This window comes from Nitrospirillum goiasense (assembly GCF_034427435.1).
GTDB lineage: Bacteria > Pseudomonadota > Alphaproteobacteria > Azospirillales > Azospirillaceae > Nitrospirillum.
Genome location: NZ_JAXQNP010000004.1, coordinates 55,274 through 78,988 on the forward strand (window position 1 = coordinate 55,274; position 23,715 = coordinate 78,988).

15 protein-coding genes are annotated in these 23,715 nt (G+C 67.4%); 9 read left to right on the plus strand and 6 right to left on the minus strand.

Annotated features, from left to right (window positions below; translation table 11 throughout):
* Positions 1-105 precede the first annotated feature (105 nt).
* The 3 genes from ULB03_RS22245 to ULB03_RS22255 form a co-directional block, all read right to left on the minus strand.
* On the minus strand, positions 106-810 hold the full coding sequence (locus ULB03_RS22245; RefSeq protein ID WP_322485291.1) for a hypothetical protein: 705 nt from the start codon (positions 808-810) through the stop codon (positions 106-108).
* Between the two features lie 85 nt (positions 811-895).
* Positions 896-2,278, minus strand: a complete 1,383-nt coding sequence (locus ULB03_RS22250) for a sigma-54-dependent transcriptional regulator (RefSeq protein WP_322485292.1) — start codon at positions 2,276-2,278, stop codon at positions 896-898.
* Positions 2,263-3,732, minus strand: coding sequence for a sensor histidine kinase (locus tag ULB03_RS22255; RefSeq protein ID WP_322485293.1), 1,470 nt, complete (start codon positions 3,730-3,732; stop codon positions 2,263-2,265). Before ULB03_RS22255 ends, ULB03_RS22250 begins: the two co-directional genes overlap by 16 nt.
* Positions 3,733-3,927: 195 nt before the next feature.
* Between ULB03_RS22255 and ULB03_RS22260 the strand changes: the two genes are divergently transcribed.
* From ULB03_RS22260 to ULB03_RS22275, 4 genes are all read left to right on the plus strand, one after another.
* A complete protein-coding gene (locus tag ULB03_RS22260) occupies positions 3,928-4,902 on the plus strand; it encodes a CobW family GTP-binding protein (RefSeq protein WP_322485294.1) in 975 nt (324 codons plus the stop codon).
* A gap of 1,065 nt (positions 4,903-5,967) precedes the next feature.
* Positions 5,968-6,795 carry a HoxN/HupN/NixA family nickel/cobalt transporter gene (locus ULB03_RS22265; protein WP_322485295.1) on the plus strand — a complete coding sequence of 276 codons (828 nt, stop codon included), beginning with the start codon at positions 5,968-5,970 and terminating at the stop codon, positions 6,793-6,795.
* 174 nt (positions 6,796-6,969) lie between these two features.
* Positions 6,970-9,111, plus strand: coding sequence for a TonB-dependent receptor (locus ULB03_RS22270; RefSeq protein WP_322485296.1), 2,142 nt, complete (start codon positions 6,970-6,972; stop codon positions 9,109-9,111).
* A gap of 7 nt (positions 9,112-9,118) precedes the next feature.
* The gene (locus ULB03_RS22275; RefSeq protein WP_322485297.1) at positions 9,119-10,567 is read left to right on the plus strand and encodes a PepSY domain-containing protein; all 1,449 of its coding nucleotides are present in this window, start codon (positions 9,119-9,121) and stop codon (positions 10,565-10,567) included.
* Between the two features lie 46 nt (positions 10,568-10,613).
* Here the strand turns inward: ULB03_RS22275 and ULB03_RS22280 are convergent, their stop codons facing one another.
* Complete coding sequence (locus ULB03_RS22280; RefSeq protein WP_322485298.1) at positions 10,614-11,849, minus strand: methyl-accepting chemotaxis protein; 1,236 nt, start codon at positions 11,847-11,849, stop codon at positions 10,614-10,616.
* A gap of 449 nt (positions 11,850-12,298) precedes the next feature.
* A complete protein-coding gene (locus ULB03_RS22285; protein WP_322485299.1) occupies positions 12,299-13,306 on the minus strand; it encodes an AraC-like ligand-binding domain-containing protein in 1,008 nt (335 codons plus the stop codon).
* Positions 13,307-13,581: 275 nt separating this feature from the next.
* Here ULB03_RS22285 and ULB03_RS22290 point away from each other — a divergent pair, with 275 nt between their 5' ends.
* From ULB03_RS22290 to ULB03_RS22310, 5 genes are all read left to right on the plus strand, one after another.
* A complete protein-coding gene (locus tag ULB03_RS22290; RefSeq protein WP_322485300.1) occupies positions 13,582-15,108 on the plus strand; it encodes a carboxylesterase/lipase family protein in 1,527 nt (508 codons plus the stop codon).
* 137 nt (positions 15,109-15,245) lie between these two features.
* Positions 15,246-17,693, plus strand: a complete 2,448-nt coding sequence (locus ULB03_RS22295; protein ID WP_322485301.1) for a TonB-dependent receptor — start codon at positions 15,246-15,248, stop codon at positions 17,691-17,693.
* A gap of 21 nt (positions 17,694-17,714) precedes the next feature.
* Positions 17,715-19,175, plus strand: coding sequence for an aldehyde dehydrogenase family protein (locus ULB03_RS22300; RefSeq protein ID WP_322485302.1), 1,461 nt, complete (start codon positions 17,715-17,717; stop codon positions 19,173-19,175).
* 49 nt (positions 19,176-19,224) lie between these two features.
* Positions 19,225-19,971, plus strand: coding sequence for an alcohol dehydrogenase catalytic domain-containing protein (locus tag ULB03_RS22305; protein ID WP_322485303.1), 747 nt, complete (start codon positions 19,225-19,227; stop codon positions 19,969-19,971).
* Positions 19,890-20,333, plus strand: a complete 444-nt coding sequence (locus tag ULB03_RS22310; RefSeq protein WP_322485304.1) for a zinc-binding dehydrogenase — start codon at positions 19,890-19,892, stop codon at positions 20,331-20,333. The genes ULB03_RS22305 and ULB03_RS22310 overlap by 82 nt, the downstream gene beginning before the upstream one ends.
* An 88-nt stretch (positions 20,334-20,421) precedes the next feature.
* On the opposite strand, the gene ULB03_RS22315 is transcribed toward ULB03_RS22310, so the two are convergent.
* Complete coding sequence (locus tag ULB03_RS22315; RefSeq protein WP_322485305.1) at positions 20,422-23,394, minus strand: TonB-dependent receptor domain-containing protein; 2,973 nt, start codon at positions 23,392-23,394, stop codon at positions 20,422-20,424.
* Positions 23,395-23,715 lie beyond the last annotated feature (321 nt).

Consider the following 23,715-nt stretch of genomic DNA (forward strand, 5'->3'; position numbering starts at 1 on the left):
TCTGGTTACGCGTCCGGGGATCACCGGCAGGTGCTCTGGGTCTATCCAATGCATGATCGTCCTCGCTCAAGAAAAGGCTCGCTCAGGAAAGGGAAGAGTGCTGCTTCAGGGACGGGGCGGCGGCGGGGGCGGGCCCGGCGGCTGCGGCGCCAGGGGTTCCAGGCGGTCCCGTGTGGCCCCCAGGGCCGTCACGTCCACGACCTTGCCGAACGGCGTCGTCAGGACGGATCCTTCGGCCACGACCGGCTGGCCGGGCTCAAGCCGGGTGCCGCCGCGATAGGCTTCCGGCGGCAGCCGCAGCACGGTGCCGTCGTCCAGCAGCACGCCGTCGATCTCGCCCTCTGGCCCATGCAGGGGCATGCGCACCCGCCCGCTGGACAGGGTGGGGCCGCCCGACACATCCACCCGGCGGCCGGGGCCATCATCGGTGATGGTGATCTTCGACGTCTCATCCGTGATGGAAACGGCACGCACCAGGGGCAGCGCCGCGGCCCGCAGGCCATGCACGACCACGGTGCTGCCGGGGCGGACGGCGTAGGCGATCTGGCTGGACAGATGCGGTGGGGTCTTCACCTCCGTGCCGTCCGTCAGGATCAGGCCGTCGATGTCGCCCCGGGGCGTCTGGGTGAATTGACGGACGACGCCCTTGATCGACGGCAGCTGCGTCGCGTCGTAAACCGGACCCACGCCGGCGGCTTCGAGCGGCGGCGGCGGGGGGCCCACCGGTGGGGCGACCTGGGCATGACCCTGGGTCTGCAACAGAAGCAGGGCGGTGCCGGCCAACAGGCCGAGGTTCCGAACGGTAAGCATCAGACTTCCTCCTGGTTATGGGGACCAGGAGGAAATGGCAAGCGCCGTGCCAGAAAGGATTCTTAATGTTTACAGATAGATAGGGTTATTCCTCCAACACGTCCTCGTCCGGTTTTGAAACAGGGCGCGTCCTCTCTTCGGACGCCTCCAGGCCATAGCGCTTCATCTTGGCGTACAGCAAAGGGCGGTGGATGCCCAGCAGGCGGGCCGCTTCCGCCCGGTTGCCGCCGCATCGGTCCAGCGCCCGACGGATCATGGACTCCTCCAGCTTGGCCACGGCGGCGGGCAGGTCCTCCGCCGGCCAAGCGTCCCCGCTGTCCGGTGTCGGCCCGGCGTCCGTCAGGTCGAGGAAGCCGATGTCGGCCGCCGTGATCACCGGGCCGCGGACCAGCACCGCCAACCGTTCGACCACGTTACGCAACTCCCGGACATTACCGGGCCAGCGATAGGCCACCAGGCGGGCGGCGGCATCGGCATCCAGGGTCTTGTTCCCCGCTTGGGCCAGGAAGGATTCGGCCAGGGGCAGGATGTCGGCCCGGCGTTCGCGCAAGGGCGGCAGATGGATGGGGACGACATGCAGGCGGTAAAACAAATCCTCCCGGAAACCGCCCTCGCTCACCCGTTGGCGCAGGTCGCGGTGGGTGGCGGCCACCACCCGCACATCCACGGGGGCGGGTTTGCCGCCGATGGGCGTCACGGTGCGTTCCTGCAAGGCGCGCAGGATTTTGGCCTGCAGGGCTAGGTCCATGTCGCCAATCTCATCCAGGAACAGCGTGCCGCCATCGGCCTGGCGGAAGGCCCCCATCCTGTCGGCCGTGGCGCCGGTGAAGGCGCCCTTCACATGGCCGAACAGCTCGCTTTCCATCAATTCCGATGGGATGGCGGCGCAGTTGACCGCGACGAAGGGCCGTGCGGCCCGGCGGCCATGATCGTGCAGGGCGCGGGCGACCACCTCCTTGCCGGTGCCGGTTTCCCCGGTGATCAGCACGGTGGCGTCGCTGTCCGCCAACATGCCGATGGTTTTTTGCACGGCGCGCATGGCCTCGCACACGCCGATCGGGCCCTCCGCCGGGCTGGGGGCGGTGTCGCTGGGGCTTTCCCCACCCCGGTTCAGGGCCAGCATGCCGGTCAGGGCCTGGGTCAATTCGGCCCGGCCGACGGGCTTGGTCAAATGGTCGAACGCGCCCAGGCGCATGGCCTCGATGGTGTTGGCGGCGGTGGCGTGGGCCGTCAGCACCGTGACGGGCAGGGTGCCGAAGCGGTCGCGCACGCGGCGCAGCACCTCCATCCCGTCCAGCCCCGGCATGCGCAGGTCCAGCACCATGGCGTCCACGGCCTCGTTCGCCAGGATGGCCAAGGCGGCCTCGCCCGAGGGGGCGGGCCGCGCCGTGTGGCCGCAATCCCCCACCACCTCGCCCAGGGCGTCGCGCAGGGCGGCATCGTCATCGACAATCAGCACGGTTGCCATGGCAGGACCATTTCGAGGGTGGTTGTGCCGTCGTCGCGGCGGAAGCGGGCGATGCCGTCGTGGGCGACCGCGATTTCCCGGACGATGGACAGGCCCAGCCCCGTCCCTTCCGCCCGCCCGGTGACGAAGGGCTCGAACAGGTCATCGCGCAGGGCGGGGGGCGGTCCGTCCCCCTGGTCCCGCACCGACAGGACCAGCCGGTCGCCGGCGCGGTGGGCGCGAACCCGCACGGTGGTGCCTTGGGGGGCCGCCTGCACGGCGTTCAAAATCAGATTGTCCAGCGCCCGGCCCATCTGTTCGGGATCGAAGCGGGCGCGTGGCGTGGCCGCCTCGGCGCTCAGTGATATGCCCCGCGCCGTCGCCAGATCGGCGTGCCGGTGCACGATGCCGTCCAGGAAGTCCGCCAGGGCGACCTCTTGGTGGTCCGGCACGTCCCGCTCGGTCACGCTGAGCAGCCGGCGCAGCAGCAGGTCCAGCCGGTCGATCTGATCGAGGATGGTGGTCAAGGCCTGCTCCCGCCGGCCGGCGTCGCCGGCCAGGGCGTTCTCCGCCTTCAGCCTCATGGCGGCGATGGGGTTGCGGATTTCGTGCGCCACGCCGGCGGTGATGCGGCCGATGGCGGCCAGGCGCTGGCTGGCCGCCATCTCCCGGGCCATGCCCTCCGCCCGCTGGCGGGCCGCCGCCAGCCGATCCCCCGCCTCGTTCAGGGCCCGGACGATGCGGTCCAGTTCCCGTTCCCCCGTCGCGGGCAGGCGGGGCAGGTCATTGACGTCGTGGGCGGCGAGCGTCGCCTCGATCCGGGAGATGTGGCGGGACCAGGTCATGGTCAGCTGGGTCAGCAGCACGACGGCGGCCAGCACGGTGGCGAGCAGCAGGCCGAGGCCGATCATCAGCTGCTGATAGCCATGCCCACCCAGGGTCCGTACCCGGGTCATGGTCCAGGCCGTGAGGCCCGACAGCGGCCCAGGCAACGGGCAGGCGGACAGCAGCAGCACCTCGGTCGATCCGGCATAACGGGCGTTGACCGGGTGACCTTGGGCCAAGGCCGCCTCGTTGACCGCCTCGATGCGGCCGGCTTCCGCCTGCGGCAGGTCGGTCTTCGGGCCGGCGCCCTCATAGGTGGGATAGGCGTAGGCCAGCGATCCGTCGCCCTCCCGCCACAGCCCGCCTTCGATCCCGGGATGGTCGCGCAGGGCGCTTTGCACCACCGCCTCCAGCCCGTCGCGGAAGGCGGACGCGCTGACGGAGGAGGCATGGTCATGCCAACCGGCGGCATAGAACCGGAAGGCGCTGGCCTGCGCCTCGCAGGCGCGGCTGATTTCAGCCTCCATCTGCCCGACCTGGGCCGCGGTCGACCGCTGGAACAGGGCGATCATCAGGACGCCGATGGCGCAGGCCGCGATGACCACGATGGCGAGAAGCGCGAACAGGCGGGTGCGGAGGGATCGGAACACGGGGAGGATGGGCTCGCAGTCCTTGGGGGCGGTGGCCCTGGGCGGTCAGCCGGGGGCCGGGGAAGAAACATAAAGGTAGGCCGGTGCGGCGCCGAAACCAGCGCCCCCGCAGGCCCGCGCCGGTCCGTTCAGGCATGGTTGAGTTCGCCGGCGAAGTGCGTTACGTTATAACATAACATTTCTTTGGAGCGTTTCATGGCCCCGGCCCCATCCATTCCCGTCACCGTCCTGACCGGCTATCTCGGCGCCGGCAAGACCACGCTGCTGAACCGGATCCTCAGTGAGAACCACGGTCGGAAGTATGCGGTGATCGTCAATGAGTTTGGTGAAATTGGCATCGACAATGACCTGGTGGTCGATGCCGACGAGGAAGTGTTCGAAATGAACAATGGGTGCATCTGCTGCACCGTCCGGGGCGATCTGATCCGCATCATCGAAGGCCTGATGAAACGCAAGGGTGGCTTCGACGCCATCATCATCGAGACCACGGGCCTCGCCGATCCGGCGCCCGTCGCGCAGACCTTCTTCGTGGATGAGGAGGTGCGCGCCCGTGTCAACCTGGACGCCATCGTCACCGTGGTGGATTGCCGCCATGTCCTGGCGCGGCTGGCGGACAGCCATGAGGCGGAAGAGCAGATCGCCTTCGCCGATGTCATCCTGCTGAACAAGACCGACCTGGTGACCAGCGAGCAGCTTCAGGAGGTTCGCCGGCGCATCCAGGCTATCAACAGCCAGGCCCGGCTGCATGAGACGCTGAACTGCGTCGTGCCCTTGCCGGAGGTGCTGGAGCGCGGCGCCTTCGATCTCGAGCGCATCCTGCAGATCGAACCCAATTTCCTGTCCGAGGACGACCACGAGCATGACGATTCCGTCGCCTCGGTGTCGCTGACCTCCAGCGTGCCGCTTCGGCCCGAGCGCTTCATTCCCTGGCTGCAGCAACTGACCATGGAACGGGGACAGGACATCCTCCGCCTCAAGGGCATCCTGGCCTTCCCGGGGGAGGAACAGCGCTATGTGGTCCAGGGGGTCCATATGCTGATCCAGGGAACCTACCAACGAGACTGGAAACCGGAGGAGCCCCGGACCAGCCGGCTGGTCTTCATCGGCCGGAACCTGGATACGGCCGCCCTGCGCCAGGGGTTCGAGGCCTGCGCCGTTCCGGTCTCCTGATGCTGGGCGCCATGAACCTCGCCATGAACCCCAAGGCCGACACGCTGGTGAACCGCTGCGGCCGCCGCGTGTCGGTCGGTGCCGAGCCCACGGCCCTGCTGTGGCTGGGCGACACCCTCCTGGCGACGCTGGGCGACGGCAGCGTGCGGCGCCTGTCCGGTGGGACGGACACGGCCCTGTGGATGGTGCATCGCGGCGCCATCTTGAGCGCGTGCCGCCACCCCGACGGTGCGTCCATCATCACCGGCGGGGATGACGGTGCCGTCCAGCGGGTGACGGTCGATGGCCAGGTGGCGCAACTGGGCCATTTCGGGCGGCGCTGGGTCGAGCACCTCATCGCCAGCCCGTCATCAGGCCTGATCGCGGCGGCGGCCGGGCGCGAGGTCGCCGTTTGGGCCAAGGGGGCGGCGGCACCCTCCCACAGCTACACGGTCGGCTCCAGCGTCGGCGGGCTGGCCTTCGATGGCAAGGGCAAGCGCCTGGGTGTGGCGCATTACAACGGCGCCACCCTGTACTACGCCTCCTCCGCCACCGGGGCACAGGTGGCGCTGAACTGGGTGGGCTCCCACCTTGCTTGCGTCCTGAGCCCGGACGGGCGCTATTTCATCACGGCCCTTCAGGAAACGGGGCTGCACGGCTGGCAATTGCCGGAGCGGCATGACATGCGCATGCCGGGATATGTCGCCAAGACCCGCAGCTTCTCCTGGGACCGGCGGGGCCGGTGGCTGGCGACCGGCGGGGCCCGGGCGGCCGTCCTCTGGCCGTTCGAGGGCAAGACCGGCCCCATGGGCAAGGCGCCGCTGCTGCTGGCGGAAAGCCGCTATGCCGTTGTGACCCGCGTGGCCTTCCATCCGCGCGAGGACATCCTGGCCATCGGCTACGACGACGGGGCGGTTCTGCTGTCGCGCCCCGCCGACGACGGCGCGCTGGATGTCGACCTAACGGGCGCGCCCATCAAGGCGCTTTCCTGGAACGACCAGGGCACGCGCCTGGCCTGGGGGATGAGGACGGCCGCATCGGCATCCTCGACCTTGACGCGCGCATGCCGCTGCCGGAAGCCCGTCCATGACCGACGCCTCCCTGACAGCCCAGGCCCTGACCGCCCCGGCCTTGGGCCTCATGTTCCTGCTGGGCTTGCGGCATGGCCTCGACCCCGACCATGTCGCCGTCATCGACAACATCGTCTTTCGCTCGGCCGATCAGCACCCCGGCCTGTCGCGCTGGACGGGCACCCTGTTCGCGGTGGGGCACAGCCTGGCCGTGGCGGGGGTGGCCTTTGGCGTTTCCCTGTTGGCCGGCCAACTGGTCCTGCCGGCTTGGTTCGCCACCGGGGTGGATATCGCCGTGTTCGCGCTGCTGGTCCTGGTGGGCACCTTGAACCTGATGGCGCTGCGCCGCCGGCACCGCTATGCCCCGGTCGGGTGGCGGGCCAAGTTCCTGCCGGTGTCGTTGCGCACCAACACCCACCCGCTGGCGGTCATCGTCACCGGCCTCATTTTCGGCCTGGTCTTCGACACGGCCACCCAAGCGGCGGCCTGGGGTGCGGCGGCGACGACCCGGGGCGGGGTCGCGGCGGTCGCCAGCATCACACTTGTTTTCGCAGCCGGAATGATCATCACGGACACGCTGGACAGCCAGATCGTCAGCCGCCTGTTGCGGTCGCGCGATGCCACGGGGGCGGTGGTGGAGCGTTATCGCCGCGCGGTGGGCTGGCTGATCGTCGGGCTGTCCTACGCCATGGCGCTGGTCGACCTGCTGGAGATGACGGGCCATGGCATTGAGCTGGACGATGCCACCTTCACCTTCCTGGGGGTGGGGGCCGCGCTCGCCGTTGTCGCCTTGCTCGCGGGGTCCCGGTTCCGCGCGGTGGTCCGGTCCCGGACCAGTTCCTGAGCGACAGTGGCCAGATTTCCTTGAACCCGCCTTGTGACCGTGGCTCCTGGCCACGGCAAGGGGCGCTTACGACAAGAATGCCGCCCGGGACGGATGGGAACCGCCCCGCCGGATAGACGCATGGGGATTGGTATGGGGCGTTTGAGAGGAATGCGGTGGGGCCGGTTCATGGGCGTGTCGGCGCCATTGGCCCTGGCGGTGGGCTGGGGCGGGCTCGCACGCGCGCAGGAGGCGGCGGCGGACCAGCCGGTGGACGTCATCACCGTTACCGCCGCCAAGACGCGGTCGCTGGAACAGTTCACCCCCACCGCCAGCCGCCTGGGGCTGAGCGCGCGGGAGACGCCGGCGACGCTGGACGTCATCGACAGCGACCAGATGATCGGGCGGGGTTTCGCCACCGTGGAACAGGCGGCCGACAGCTTGCCGGGCGTCACCTCGGGCGGTTCGCCCGGGGACCCGTCGTCCTTCGCCATGCGCGGGTTCACCGGCGACCAGATCACCGTGTTGCACAACGGCCTGTACATCGGCCCGTCCGACATGACCAACCGGCCGCAAAACACCTTCAATCTCGCCAGCGTGGAAATCCTCAAGGGCCCCGCCTCGGTGCTGTATGGCCAGGGCGCCATCGGCGGCGTGGTCAACATCGTGAACAAGGGCCCCAGCTTCGGCACGCCGGAGGTTGACCTGCTGGCCACGGTCGGCAGTTTCGGCACCACCAACCTGGGCGTGGGCGGCACCACCCATGTGGGGGACAAGCTGGCGGTACGGCTGGACGTCAGCCGCACGGGCACCGATGGCTACGTGCATGGCGCTGGGGCGAACTCCACCAACGCCACCGCCTCCCTGGTCTGGCGCCCGGCGGAAGCCTGGGAAATCCAGCTGACCCTGGACTACCTGCAGGACAACCCGTCCACCTATTTCGGCACCCCCCTGGTGCCAGCCAGCTTCGCCACCCAGCCGCTGAAGGGTGTCGTCTCCGCCAGCGACGGCCAGACGCTGGACCAGCGCATGCGCTATGTGAATTACAACGTCAGCGACGCCCGCATCCATGGGGAGCAGACATGGCCGCAACTGCTGGTCAAATGGACGCCGCGATCAGACCTGACGTTTGAGAATTTCGCCTATTACTTCCATGCCGACCGCCGCTGGATCGACGCGGAAACCTATCAGTTCAACAGCGCCACCCATCTGATCGACCGTGACCGCTTCTTTGTTTTCCATAAGCAGGATCTGGTTGGCGACCAGGGCAGCGTGACCTACCAGGGCGCCCTGTTCTCGCTGCCCAACAAGGTGGTGGCGGGCTTCGATTACAGCCATCTGGACTTCGACCGCATCCGCGGTTTCCCCGATGGCGACAGCGTCGATCCCTTCAATCCCGACCCCGGTCTTTTCGGGGCCTTGAAGGGTAAGCACAGCCCGACCAAGTGGGATGACGCCTCCGCCTTTTTTGAGGATGCCCTGGACGTCACACCGGCCTTGAAGCTGGTCACCGGCGGCCGTTTCGACGTGCTGGATCTGGACCGCAAGAACTATAACTTCGACGGCAGCTACAGCGCCGCCACCAGCTTCACCCGGACCTACCGGTCGGGCACCTGGCGTATCGGCGCCGTCTACACCATCCAGGATGTCATCACCCCCTATGTTTCCTTCACCACGGGGCAGGACCCGGTGGGCTCCAACATCTTCCTCGCCAACGCGTCGGAGAATTTCGGCCTGTCGCGGTCGCACCAGGTCGAGGTGGGGGTGAAGGCCAACACGCCGGATCATCGCGCCGACGCCACCCTGTCGCTGTACGACATCCTGCGGCAGAACATCCTGGTCCAGACGGGCGTGGATGTGCTGAGCGCCGCCGGCAGCCAGCGCTCCAAAGGCGTGGAGCTGGCCGGCAACCTGCGCCTGACCGATCATTGGACGATCAGCGCCAACACCGCCTTCACCGACACCCACTATGGCTATTTCGTCGACACCAATACCGGCCTGGACGACAGCGGCAAGCAGCCGGCCAATATCCCGAAATGGACGGCCAACCTGTGGACCAGCGTGTCGGAGATCGGCGGCTTGCCCCTGGAGATCGGTGGCGGCCTTCGCTACATCGGCAAGCGTTACGCCAATGCCGCGAACACGGTCAGCCTGGACAGCTACACCCTGGTGGACATCTATGCCAGTTACCGCCTGTCCCCCGGCGTCATGCTGACCGGGCGCATCAACAACCTGTTCGACAAGGCCTACGCCCAGTGGGCGGATATCTATTATCCCTCCGAGGTCATGCTGGGCGCGCCCCGCAGCGCGGAGGTGGGCATTGTCGCCAAGTTCTGAGCCGCCGTTGGCCGCCAAACGCGCCTGGGGGGCGTGGACTTTGCGGCAGTTGGCCTGGTTCCACCGCTGGGCCGGCATCCTCTTGTGCCTGATGTTCGCGGTCTGGTTCGCCAGCGGCGCCGTGATGGTCTTCGTGCCCTTTCCGGCCTTGTCCGATGGGGCGCGGCGGGCGGCGTCGCCGCCGATCGACATGGGGGCCCTGACGGTGCCACCCGCCGCCGCGCTGGCCGGGGCGCCCGATGCCACCGGCTTGCGCCTCATCAACCGCGCCGGCCGCCCGACCTATGTCGTGACGGTCCCGGGGCGGGGGGATCGGTTGGTCGTGGCGGACGATGGGCCGGAGGCGGGGCCGCTGAGCCCCGGCCAGGCGGCGCTGGTGGCGTCCCGGTTCGCTGGCGCGGCGGTGGAGCGGGTGGAGGGGCCCTTCACCATTGACCAGTGGGTCGTCCACCAGCATTTCGCTTCCGGCCGGCCCTACTACCGCGTCGTTCTGGCGGATGGGGCCGGCACCTGGCTGTACGTTTCGGCCCTGACGGGGGAGGTGGCGCAGCGCGCCACGCGGAGCGAGCGCTTGTGGAACTGGTGCGGCGCCGTTCTGCATTGGGTCTATGTCACCCCGCTGCGCCAGGACTGGGGCTTGTGGAACCAAGTGGTCTGGTGGCTGTCGTTCAGCGCTGTGCTGACGACGATGGCCGGCCTGTGGCTGGGCATCCAGCGCACGGTGAAGGCGCGCCGGGGCCGGCGGCCCCGCTACACCCCGTTTCCGGGCTGGCTGGGCTGGCATCACCTGACGGGGCTTGTGGCCGGGACCTTCGTCGCCACCTGGATCATCAGCGGCTGGCTGTCCATGGACCATGGCCGGCTGTTTTCCACCGGCGAGGCGCCGGCCGACCGAGTGGCGGTGATGCGGGGCACGTCCCTGGCCATGGCCGTCGCGGCCTTGTCGCCTGCCGACCTGCGCTTGCTGGCACCGGCGGCGGAGGTCGATTTCAACGCTATCGCCGGCCAGGGCGTGGCTGTGGCCTATGGGGCTAGCGCCCCTCGGGTGTTGCTGGCGGGCGGCCAACCGATGGCGGCCCTGCCCCCGGATTTTCTGACCCGGGCCGTTCGCGCCGCCTGGCCCGACGCGGTTGAGCGCTCAGCACCAGGTCCCGATGACTTTTACCTATCGGCGGAGGGGCTGCCGCCTGGGACACGGCGGTTCGGCACCCAGGCCCCGGCGCGCGCGGATATCTACGTCGACGCCTTGACCGGGCGCGTCGGCGCGGTGATGGACGACAGCCGCAAGGCCTATGCCTGGCTATACTATGCGCTGCACACCTTCACCGTCCCAGGGCTGGCCAGCCGGCCGGCCTTGCGCGCCACTGTGCAATTGACCCTGCTCAGCCTGGGCATGGTCTTCAGCGTGACCGGAATCGTCGTCGGCGTGCGCCGCCTGCGCCGCAGCCTGGCGTGAACCGATGGCGGGGCCGGCTGTTCAGCCGCCCCCGCCTCGGTAGGGATCAGCGGACCAGCACCTTGGCCGCTTCCTTGGTCTTGTCCACCGCCGCCGCAACCTGGCCGATGGCGGCGGAGATGGCGGTGACGCTGGCGGTCACCGTGGACACGTCGGCGGAGGCGCTTTGCATGTTGGTCGACATGCTGCGGGTCACGGCGCTTTGCTCCTCGACGGCGGCCGCCGTGCCCGAGACATGCTCGCGCACGGTGGACACCGCGTCGCGGATGGCGGCCAGGGCGGTGGCCACCTCGGTCGAGGTCGACTGTATGCCCTCGATCTCGCCGGAGATTTGTTCCGTGGCCTTGGCCGACTGGTTGGCCAAGTTCTTCACCTCGCTGGCCACGACGGCGAAGCCCTTGCCCGCCTCACCCGCCCGCGCGGCCTCGATGGTGGCGTTCAGCGCCAGCAGGTTGATCTGGCCCGCGATGTTGTTGATCAGCCCGACGATGCCGTTCATGGCTTGGGCAGCGGCGGCCAGGCGATCGGTGCTTTCGCCCACGGTGACCGTGCGGTCGAACGCCGTGTCGGTCGCGACCCGGGCGCGGGACATGCTTTGCGAGATTTCACCGATGGACGCGGCCAGTTCCTCGGCGCTGGCGGCCACCATTTGCACGCTGTTCGCCGTGGTGCCCGCCGCCGCACCGGCGGAGGCGGACTCGCGCGTCGACTGCGCCAGCGCCCGTTCGATCTCACCAAAGTTCTGGTCGATCAGCACCTTCAGGTCGCTGAGAAGGTTGACCTGGGCCGTCACGTCCACCGCGAACTTGACGACCTTGGTCACCTGGCCCTTCTCATCGATGATCGGGTTGTAGGCGCCTTCGATCCAGACGGCCTTGCCGGACTTGGCGATGCGCTTGAACTGGGCCGCCTTGTACTCACCGCGCTTTAGCGTTTCCCAGAACTGGGCGTACTCATGGCTGGTGCTATAGTCCTTTTCCACGAACATCCGGTGATGCTTGCCCACCACCTCATCCAGGCGATAGCCCATCACGTTCAGGAAATTGTCGTTGGCCTTGGTGATGATGCCATCGGTGGTGAACTCAATGACCGCCTGCGACCGTTTGATGGCCAACATCTGGTTGGCGTAGTCCAGGTTCTCCAGCCGCTCCTTGGCGTCCGACCATTCCACCACGAAGCCGATGCGCTGCCCGCCTTCCGTCAGCGGCGTGACCAGCAGGTCGAACTGGTGCTGCGCCACCTTGATGGTGGCCGAGTACGGCTTGGTTAATTTCGCCAGCATACCGCGCTGATGCGCCGGATTCTTATGGAATATATCAATGTTGCTGCCAACTAGTTTGTCGACATTAAATAATGGCAGCTCTTTGCGTAAATCCGTCTGGGCTTCACGCAATAATGTGACAACGGAAGGATTTACATAGACGATGTTAAGGTTCTCATCCGCAACCATGACCTTTGCCCGCAGGGCGTCAATGGCGGATACCTTTCTGGTGAGGGCCTTATCTTTGCTCTTAAAATTAAACATCTGTCCTATCCTTCCGTGTGGATGCGCAATAAATGCCATGCCGATGCTAAATTTCAGTTAATAGACGATCCGTATCATTTATATTCTTTTGCATATGGTAAGGGGGGTTGGCCAGGAAAAATCCCGGACCAACCTTGTGAATTAAGCGGGACGGCGCCACCGGCCGGTTGTTCCCAGCCCCGGGGCGCGATGTTCATCGGGATAGGTTAATGGCTGGCCCGGTAGGATCGCGGGCTGATGCCGAAGTGGGCGCGGAAACTGCGGCTGAAGTGGGACAGGTCGTTGAAACCAACATCATACGCGATGTCGCTGATGCTGGTGCCGGGGGCATCACGCCGTGACCGCAGGGTGGTCGCCGCCAGATCCAGGCGCCGGGCCAGGATGTAGGCCGTGGCGGTGGTGCCCAGGCTGGCAAAGGCCATCTGCACATAGCGCGGGGAAATGCCCAGGGCGGCCGCCACCTGGGTGCTGTTCAGGCCGGGATCGCGCAGGTTGGCATCCACATAGCCCCGCACCTGCCGTGTCCAATGCGACAGCGCCCCATGGGCTGGGCTAATGTCCGCCGGGGCGCCCCATCCGTTCCCAACGGGCCCGTTCCCGCCCGGACTGGCGATAGTGTCGGACCGGTAGGCCAGGGCCAGAACGTCCAGCAGGATGTCCGCCACGGCACCGGTCCAGCCGGGTTCACCGGGCAGGTCGGCTTGGGGCGCCAGGGACCGCAGCATGGACAGCAGCATCCTGGATTCCGGCCGCTCCGCCCCCATGCGCATGCCGACCAGGCGATCGGGGTCCGGCACCCGCCGGGTCAGCAACGACTGGGGTAGCTTCACCACCAGCATCTGGTTGGTCTCGGCGAAGGTGATCGAATAGGGGCTGCGGCTGTCGCACAGGGTCCAGTCCCCCTCGCTCAGCACGGCCTCGCGTCCGGCTTGGCGGTTCAGGCTGCTGCCCCGGTGCTGCGCGTGGATTTTGAAATAGGGCTCTTCCGGTTGCTGGGGCCGGCCTTGGGGCAGACGGCAGACGGTGGCCGGTCCGGAATGCACATAGGCGAAGTCCAATTGACCCAAGGGCTGACGCACCAGATGGGCGCTGAAGTTCTCATCACCGGGATCGACGGCGACATTGGGGAAAGCCTGGTTGACGATGTCGTTCCAATGATGCCGACGCCGCGCCGGTGCGACCCCGTCCACGGAAAAGCGCTCCATGAGGCCCATGGTCCTTTTTCCTCCCTGTGTTTTTCCGCGCCATTCCTGCGGGCGTCGGCCGGAGGTGGCCAGGTCACCGGCCCTGCCACCCCTGCTCTTAAGCTGCTAGCATAAACCCAACTGTTATTGACCACAACAATTCAGGAGCCCGTGGATATCGGTGGGCGACTTCGCCTGGCATCAAATTCCTTTCGCCCCCGTCCAAGAACTTTGGCCGATGCGCATGCTTAGCTTCGCACCACCCCGTCGGATCGGCAGGGCGATAGCAAGAAAGGGAAGGCGGGATGGCGCTGGATGAGGGGGACACCCTGCGTGTCCGAACGGAACAGGGGGAGGTTCACGGTGTCATCGACGCCGGTGTCCGCACCTGGCGCGGCATCCCCTATGCGGCCCCGCCCACCGGCCCCTGGCGCTTCCGGGCGCCCCAACCTGTCCAAGCCCATGGGGATGTCCTCGTCGCGGACTCCTTCGGGGCCATCCCCATGCAGCGGCGTGGGTTTGAGTTCATGGGGGGCGCCGGTGCGGCCACGCCCATGTCCGAGGATAGCCTGACCCTCAACATCTCCGCCCCCGCGCAGGTGTCGGGGACGCCCCGGCCCGTGGTGGTTTGGCTGTACGGCGGGGCGTTCGCCCTGGGTGGCTCACGCGGCGTGCTGTATCGGGGCGACCGCCTGGTGAAGGATGGCGACGTCATCTTCGTCAGCCTCAATTATCGGCTCGGCGTGTTCGGCTTCACCGACTTCAGCGCCTGGTCCACGCCGGATCAGCCGCTGGAAAGCAATCTGGGTTTGCGCGACCAGGTGGCCGCCCTGGCCTGGGTGAAGCGCAACATCGCCGCCTTTGGCGGGGACCCGGACAATGTGACCGTGGTCGGACAATCGGCGGGCGGCATGTCGGTGCTGTGCCTGATGTGCGCGCCGGCGGCGGCCGGCCTGTTCCACCGCGCCGTCGCGATGAGCCCGGCGTCCAGTTGCATCCTTGGCCATGCGCGGCGTACGGCGCTGGCGCGCGATCTGCTGATCGCCTTGGGCATCGATATCGCCGACAGGAAGGGGGGCGTGGGCCGGGCCTTGCGCCACCTGCCGGCCGACCGCCTGGTCGAGGCCTCCTTCCGCCTGTTCTATGATGAGGCGCCGGACAAGCATCCCGGCGTGCTGGCCATGTCGCCGGTGGTCGATGGCGATTTCCTGCCCCTGCATCCCATTGACGCGTTCCGTACCGGCACGGCCCATCGCGTGCCGCTGGTCATCGGCACCATGGCCCGCGAGGCCGCCATCCTGGACAGGGGCCTGCCCCTGTTGCCCAGCAGCGTTCCCCGGCTGGAGGCCATGTTCCAGGCGACCGATCCGGCGGTGCGTGACCGCGTCGCCGCGACCTATAAGGGATATCCCTCCCGCCGCTCGGCGGTCGACGTGGGCGGCGATTTCGTCTTCTGGGCGCTGTCGGTCCAGATGGCGCAGGCGCATGCCGCCTTCGCCGATACCTGGATGTACCGCATCGACTATGCCACCCCGTTGACGCGGCTGGTGTTCGGTGGCGCCACGCACGCGCTGGACCTGCCCTTGCTGTTCGGCACCACGGGGGAGGGTGACCTGGGCCGCTTCGATCTGTTTCGCCGCCGCCTGTCCCGACAGGTCAGCCGGCGCTTCCAGGACGCCTTCCTGGACTTCGTGGAGGGTGGATCGCCCGGCTGGCCGACCTATGATCCGCAAACGCGCCGGACGCGGATCATCGATGCGGTGGATCGTGAGGAGCGTGATCCCAACGCCGCGCGGCGGATGGCGTGGGGGGATTATCGCGGGCCGCAATGACGGCCGGGCATTTCCCTTCGCCCGGCGTCAAATCCCTTTCGCTCCCTTCCAAGATCCGCACGCCGATCCCGTGTTTCCCTGTCGTCATCGGTAACCGGGCCACGCTCAAGGCCCGGACTGGAACGGGAGGCGACAGGATGGCGATGAATAAAGGGCGTAAGCCCGCTCTATGGCGGTTGGGTCTATTGGCCGGGGTGTCGGCGGCGGTGTTGGCGCCGCCGGCCTTGGCGGCGGAGAAGCCCGCCCAAGACCAGATCCAGGAAGTGATCATCACCGCGCAAAAGCGCGCGGAAAACGTCCAGGATGTTCCCATCGCGGTGTCCACCTTCTCCGCCGAGGCGTTGCAGGGCAAGGGCATCGACGATGTCCAGCGCATCGGCGGCCTGGCACCCAACGTCACGCTGGACGCGGGCTCGCCTTTCTCCGGTTCCACTTCGGTCCTATCGGCATCCATCCGCGGCATCGGCCAGGATGACTTCGCCTTCAACCTGGACCCCGGCGTCGGCGTCTATGTCGACGGCATCTATCTGGCCCGCACGGTCGGCGCCAACAGCGACCTGATGGATGTCGACCATATCGAGGTGCTGAAGGGCCCGCAGGGCACGCTGTTCGGGCGCAACACCATCGGCGGCGCCATCAGCATCGTCACCCGCCAGCCGGCGGAGGACTATCACGCCACGGCGTCCATCACCGGCGGCAGCCTGAACCGCATCGATGTCGGCGCCACGGCGGACATTCCGCTGAGCGACACCCTGTTCAGCACCATCACCGTCTCCTCCAAGCGGCGGGATGGCTATCAGCAGGTGGTGCCCTATCCCGGCGCGGTGGGCACGGTGACCGACACGGCGCCGTTCTCACGCTCCGGCTCCGGCACCTCGGACACCCAGGGCGGGCAGAACAGCCAGACCGTGCGCGCCAAGCTGTTCTGGAAGGGGCCGGGCCGCGTCACCGACACCCTGGTCGCCGACTACACCCAGGAAGACCAGTCGGCCACGCCCAACAGCCTGCTGGGCACGGTGACGGGCGGCGGCCTGTCCGCCCTGTACAACGCCTGCGTCACCCTGCCGGTGGCCACGCTGAATGCCATCAGCGGCGTGGGCGGCAATCCCAACTTCACCAACCTGTGCACCGTGCCCCGCGCGGTGGTGGGCACGGCGCTGTCCACAGGCCCGCGCCTGACCTTCGGCAACCAGTTCCTGACGGGCGATATCGACAAGACCTACGGCAACGGGCTCAGCTTCTCCCGCCTGCAGTCCTACGGCGTCGCCAACACGCTGGACTGGGAATTGGGCGAGGATCTGGACCTCAAGTCCATCACCGCCTATCGCCGCCTGCTGTGGCGGACGGGCATGGACGCCGACGGTTCGCCCCTGACCATCGCGGAACTGTCGTTCAGCATGGACCAGCACCAGACGTCGCAGGAATTCCAGCTGACGGGCAAGGCGTTCGACGGCCGGCTGCATTTCGTCAACGGCCTCTATTTCTTCAATGAGGGCGGCAACCTGCACGACTACGTCACCTTCGACGAGGGGCTGCTGCAGCTGGACGGTCCCAACAATCTGGATACGACCTCGGTCGCCGCCTACAGCCACCTGAACTATCAGCTGACCGACCGCATCGGCCTGACCCTGGGCGGCCGCTATACCTGGGAACACAAGACGTTCGAGGGCTTTCAGTCCGACCTGAACGGCCTGAACTACAAGATTTCCGGCTGCTACCCGGTGTCGGAGGCCTGCCGCGCGGCCCTGGGCTTCCCGGTGGCGGGGGAACCGCTGCGCTACTATCCCGCCGGCGTCAACACCAAGGACTTCTACATCTTCACGCCCCGGCTGGGGGCCGAATACCACCTGACCGACGACGTCATGGCCTATACTTCCTGGTCCAAGGGCTTCAAGTCGGGTAGCTGGACCACGCGCTTGTCCAACCCCCTCGGCACCGCCCCCGGCTTCGGCCCGGAAAAGGCGGAGACGGTGGAACTGGGCGTGAAGTCGGAACTGCTGGACCGGCACCTGCGCCTCAACGTGGCCGGCTTCCACACCGACTACACCGGCATCCAGCTGAACTTCCAGGAAGGCGTTTCCCCCACCCTGCACAATGCCGGCGACGCCGAGATCTGGGGCGGGGAGGTGGAGGCCCAGGCCGTGCTGGGCGGTGGCTTCACCCTGGACGGCACGCTGGGCTATCTGCACGCCCGCTACACCAGCGTCGATCCCCGGGTGGTGGGTGTCACCCTGGACAGCCGCCTGCCCAAGACGCCGGACCTGAAGTTCAGCATCAGCCCGACCTACACCGCGGACCTGGCCAATGGTGCCAGCCTGCGGTTCACCGTCGACTACACCCACACCAATCCGATGTACAACGACACCGCCAACACCGCCCTGCTGGAACGGCAGTCCACCAACGTGGTGAACGCCTCCGTCACCTACACCACGGCGGATGAGCGCTGGCAGGCCACCGTGGGCGGCAGCAACATCACCAACGACCGCTACCTGACCACTGGCAACGAGAACGACGCCGCCGGCGTCATCTTCGGCACCTACAGCCCGCCGGCCCAGTGGTACGCGACGCTCAAGTACAAATACTGAGCCAGAACAGGACCATCCGACATGGATACGCAAATGATGGACGGGCCGTGGAGCGGCCGGCTGTATACCGGCGCCTGGACCCCGGCGCTGGCGGGCGGCGTCATCGACGTGGCGGAGCCGGCCACGGGCCGCCCCTTGATCGCCGTGGGCCGGGCCGAACCGGCGGATGTGCGCGCCGCGGCACGGGTGGCGGCGGCGGCGCAGGCCGACTGGGCGGCCCGGGGTGGCGAGGCGCGCGCCCAGGTGCTGGAGGCCGCCGCCCGCGCCCTGACGGACATGGGGGAGGTGGTGTCGCGCTGGCTGATGCGGGAAAGCGGCTCCTCCGCGCCCAAGGCGGCGGTGGAGGGCCAGCACGCCGTGGGCTTCGTCCGCCACGCCGCCGCCATGGCGCTGGAACCCGGCGGGCGCATCCTGGCGTCCACGCCTGCGCGGACCAGCGTGGCGGAGCGGGTTCCCCTGGGTGTGGTGGGGGTGATCTCCCCCTTCAACTTCCCGCTGGTCCTGTCCATCCGGGCGGTGGCGCCGGCGCTGGCCGCCGGCAATGCCGTGGTGCTGAAGCCCGACCCCCGCACGCCCGTCAGCGGCGGCTTCCTGATCGCGCAGGCCTTCGCCGCCGCCGGCCTGCCGCCCGGCCTGTTGCATGTCCTGCCCGGCGGGGCGGAGGTGGGGCAGGCGCTGTGCGCCGATCCTGACATCGCCATGATCACGTTCACCGGCTCCACCGGCGCCGGCCGCAAGGTGGGCGAGCTGGCGGGGCGCCACCTGAAGCGGGTGCAGTTGGAACTGGGCGGCAAGAACCCGCTGCTGATCCTGGAGGATGCGGATGTGGAGCTGGCCGCCGCCAACGCCGCCTGGGGCGCCTGGCTGCACCAGGGTCAAATCTGCATGAGCACGGGTCGCATCCTGGTGCATGAGGGCCTGCACGACGCCCTGGTCGCCCGCCTGGCCGCCAAGGCCCAGGCGCTGCCGGTGGGGGACCCACTTGACGGCGCCATCATCGGCCCCCTGATCGACCCCGGCCAGGTGGCGCGGGTGGACGCCATCGTCAAGGCCAGCGTGGCGGCGGGCGCCACCTTGGTGACCGGCGGCACCCACGACGGCCGCTGCTACGCCCCCACGGTGCTGGCGGGGGTGACGCCGGGCATGCCGGCCTTCGATGAGGAAATCTTCGGCCCGGTGGCGGTGGTGACAGCTTTCGCGACGGAGGACCAGGCCGTGGACCTGGCCAACCGGGGCGATTACGGCTTGGCCGCAGGCGTCATCGGCGGCTCGGTGGACCGGGCCGCGCGGGTCGGTGCCCGGCTGCGCGCCGGCCATGTCCACATCAATGACCAGACGGTGGTGGCCGAGCCGCATGCGCCCTTCGGCGGCATGGGCGCCTCCGGCAATGGCAGCCGCATCAGCGGCCCGGCGAATTGGGAGGAATTCAGCACCTGGCGCTGGGTCACCACCCAGCCCCAGGCGCCGGCCTACCCCATGTGACCGCTGCTCTCGTGCCACCCCCTTGCCAGACTTCAAGGACGCCTTCCTCATGCACATCACCGCCGCCGTGGCCCACGGCATCAAGGCCCCGCTGACCCTGGAAACCGTGGAGATCGAGGAACCCCGCCCGGGGGAGGTGCTGGTGCGGGTGGTCGCCACCGGCGTCTGCCATACCGACATGGCCATGCGCGACCAGGAATTGCCGGTGCCGCCGCCGGCGGTCCTGGGGCATGAGGGGGCCGGTGTCGTCGTCCGGGTGGGGGAGGGGGTGACGGCCGTCGCCCCCGGCGACCGTGTGGTCATGAGCTTCAATTCCTGCGGCGCCTGCCCTTCCTGCGCCGACCACCTGCCCGCCTATTGCCATGACTTCTTCGGCCGCAATTTCAGCGGCCGGCGCGTCGATGGCAGCAGCGGCCTGCGCTGGGCGGGGCAAGTCTTGGGCGCCAATGTCTTCGGCCAATCGTCCTTCGCCACCCATGCCTTGTGCCACGAGCGCAACGTGGTCAAGGTGCCCTCCACCGTGCCCCTGGACATCCTGGGGCCGTTGGGCTGCGGCATCCTCACCGGGGCGGGGGCTGTCCTGAACGCCTTGAAGGTGCCCCACGGTCGTTCCCTGGCCGTCTTCGGCGCCGGGGCGGTGGGGCTCAGCGCCGTGATGGCGGCGCGGGTGGCGGGGGCGTCCCCATCATCGCCGTCGATCTGGTGGACGCCCGGTTGGACCTGGCGCTGGAATTGGGCGCCACCCATGTCTTCAACGCCGGCCGTGCCGCCGTGGTGGAGGAGATCATGGCGCTAACCGGCGGGGTCGGCGTCGACTTCGCCCTCGACACCACCGCCCGCCTGCCGGTTGTCGGCGACGCCGTGCGGTGCCTGGCGCCGCGCGGTGTCTGCGGCCTGGTCGGCGCCATGCCCTTCGGCCAGCCCTTGCCGGTGGATGGCGGTCACCTCATGAGCGGCGGCCGCACCATTCGCGGCATCGTCGAGGGCGACGCCGATCCCCACCGCTTCATTCCGACGTTGGTGGGCCTGCATCTCGCCGGCCAGTTCCCCTTCGACCGGCTGATCACCTTCTATCCCCTGGCGGAGATCAACCAGGCCATCCGGGATTCCGAAACCGGCCGGACGGTGAAGCCGGTGCTGCGCATGCCCGCCGAGTGAAACGCGGCGTCCACGCCCGCTTCGACGGGGCGTCCCGCAGACAAGGCTGGCGGCCATTTGTCGGTGCCGCCAGCCTTTGGCCCAGGGGTCAGAACGTCTTGCTGACCCGCGCGAAGACGGACCGGCCAGTCAAGTTGTAAAGGGTGCTTGGCACGGAGCCGGTGCGGGAAGTGTAGCTGTCGGAGCCCTCGACCGGCGGCTTCTTGTCCCACAGGTTGCTGACACCCAGTTGCAGCCGCATGCTGTCGTCCATCTGCCAGCGGACGGACATGTAGTGGGTGATGTATGAGGACACCCTCAGCAGTTCCCGCACCTGGGCGCAGTTGTTGCGGTTGCCGTAAGCGGTCAGGCCGGCGTACGCGCCGCAATAGGTCATCAGGTCCCCATTGCTGTACAGGCGGGCGTCGTTGGTCGGACCGATGTAGTTGATGCCGTAGAACAACTGCCAGGCGCCGTGCTGGACGCTGCCCTCGACCCAGCCATTGCTCATGGGGTTGCCGCTGAGGCCGTTGATGTCCAGGCTGGACGTCTCATCCCGATGCAGGGTGTGCTGGACCGTCCAGGTCCAGGCGCCGGTCACGCCCAGGCGGCCGAAGGGGACCTCGACGCTGTAATCGACTGACACGTCGACACCCCGGTTGCGTTCGCGGGAGAGATTGACCAGCCGGTTGTCCACCGCAGTGATGATGTGGGTGGTTGGGTCGCGGGTGACCTTGCTGCAGAAGACGTTCCCCGACTGCGCCGGGCTGTTGTAGCACTGGTTGATGATGGCATCGACGCCGTACGCGGCGACCTCGTTCTTGACGTTGATGTCATAATAATCCGCCGCGATCTGCAGGTCGGCGAAGCGGGGCCGGAATGCCGCGCCGACCGTGTAGTTGCGCGATGTCTCGGCCTTCAGGTCGCCCTTGCCACCGCCTTGCGTGGCCAGGATGCTGCCGGTGCTGGTCTGGAAATCCGACGGGATGCCCAGGGCGGAGCAATTCTTCGTCAGCGACGGATTGCCCGTATCGCCATAGCGGACGCAGGGGTCGGAGTAGGGGAAGAAGCTGGTCTGGTTGGCCAGGTAGAGTTCGTACAGCGTCGGCGCGCGGAACGAGGTGCCCATGGAACCGCGGAAGGTGACCTCGGGAATGACCTGCCAACTCAAGCCGACCTTGTAGGTGGTGTCCGATCCATAGCCTCGATAGTCGGTGTACCGCCCGGACAGGTTAAGGTTCAGTTTGTTGACCATCGGCAGGTCGGCCAGGATGGGCACACCCATTTCCGCGAAAAGTTCGCGCACCGTGTCCGACCCCTCGGTCACGCCGGCCGTGGTCTGGGCGAAATAGTTGTTGGCGCGGGCGTTGGCGCCCGGCACATCGTCCAGCCGCTGATAGCGCAGGGCGAAGCCGGTCGCCAGGTCCACCGTGCCGGCCGGCAGCTTGAACAGCGAGGCCGACACCGACCCGTCCAGGCTGGCCTGGTCATAGGTGGTGTGGCCCTTTTCGCTGCCTTGCAGGAAGGCCCGCTCCTGCGGTGTCCAGTTCTGGTCGACCAGGAAGCGGGGATCCAGCCAGGGAATGGAAACGCACGAGACCGGCCCCGAGATGGTGATCAGCGAGGGGTCGCACGCCGTGCCGGGGCCGGTGGTGGCCTGCAGCCGGTCATTGTAAAAGAAGGTCTGGCTGTAGGTGCCGTCCGATCGCCCGTACTGCGTGCTCACGTCCCAGCTGACGTCCTTCAGGAACAGCACGGAAGGTATGGCGCCACGCAAGCCCGCGGTCGCCTGGCCATAGTTGACCGTCTGCGTGGACTTGTACGGCATGTTCATCTGGACCTGCACCGCGCCGGAGGAGTTGCCCCCGCTGGCGTTGATCAGGCCGTTGGCCACGGTGTTGTTGGGGTTGGTGGGGTCCAGGATGGGATACAGGAACATCCAGGAGTTCGATTCAGACTCCCGTCTGTTCAGCAGCAGGTTGCCATACGCCTCGATGCCGTTGTCGAATTTGTAGGCGCCGGACACATAGACGGAAGAACGGCGCAGGGGCGAAATGGAGTCCGCGTTCTGGTAGGCCTCGGAATTGGAGGTGCCGTACGGGTAAGTGTCCGGATAGCCCCCACGCGCCACCCGCACCCAGTCCGGCAACGACTGTCTCAGGTTCAGGGCCGCGGCGGGATATTTTGCCTTGGACAGGGTCGGGTCGTACTGGAACCAGCCGCCATAAAAGGTTTCATCGAAGAACACGCCGGTGGGATTCAGGTTCCGGCATTTGATGGTGCCGTTCTGGTCCTGCAAATCCATGCGCGCGCCCGTGGTGGGATTATAGACATAGTCTTGCGCGCAGGCCGTTTCCGGGCGCTGCCGAACCTTCAGGGACTGCTGGTCATTGAATTCCGCGCCGATGTTGATGTAGCCGCCACCGAATTCCTTTCCCCAGAACAGGGAACCCTGGCGGTAGTTGCCGCCGCCCTTGGTGTTGACGGTGCTGTAGGCGTTGACTTCCAGGCCTTCGGAGGCGCGGCGGGTGATAATGTTCACCACGCCGGCGACGGCATCCGATCCGTAAATGGATGACGCGCCGTCCGTCAGCACCTCGATATGGTCGATGATGGACGCGGGCAGCACATTCAAATCCACCGGCCCCACCTGGCTGCCCACGCCGGCCGGCGTCAGGCGCCGGCCATCCATCAGCGTCAGGGTGCGGGTCGCGCCCAGGTCGCGCAGGCCGATGGTGTTGGCGTTGGTGCCACCGACCGACACGGCGCCGGCGGCGCCCGTGGCCGACAGGTGGTTGTTGACCTGCTGCGACCCCGTCGCCGTCGATCGGCTCAGCAGGCTGACCGTATCGGCCAGCCCCGCGTTCAAGCCGTCTTCCGGCCGGACGATCTGGAGGGGGCGGTCGCCGTTGTACGGGGTCTTGAGCCGCGTACCGGTGACCATGATGGGCTCAAGGTCGGTGCCATCCGACTGCGCCGTCTTGTCGGTGTCCTGGCTGGACGACGTCTGCGCCAGCGCTGGTCCAACGACCAGGCTGCCCAAGGTGAAGGCGGCCGAGGCCAACAAATGTCGCTTTTTCATTCTTCGTCCCCAAACGAATTTCGCTTCCCTGTTTATTTTGCTTGTGACGCCTCCCCAGGCCCGGTGATCAGGCGACAGAACCCCGTTCGCACCCTTGCCCGGGGTGCGCCGCCAAATCGCCGATATTCTTTAATTTGCTTTTTTAAAGTTAGTGCTGACTAACAAAACCACTAAAACTCAAAAGACAGCCGTTAACCGCGGCGTTCCCGCCATCGGCTTTTAACATTGCTAGATGGACGTCGCAGGGGCGCCGACAAACGCCCGCTGTAAGCTTAGCCGTTGATAGTGTTGGATTTTACAAAAGTCGGTTGGTGTGCGTAC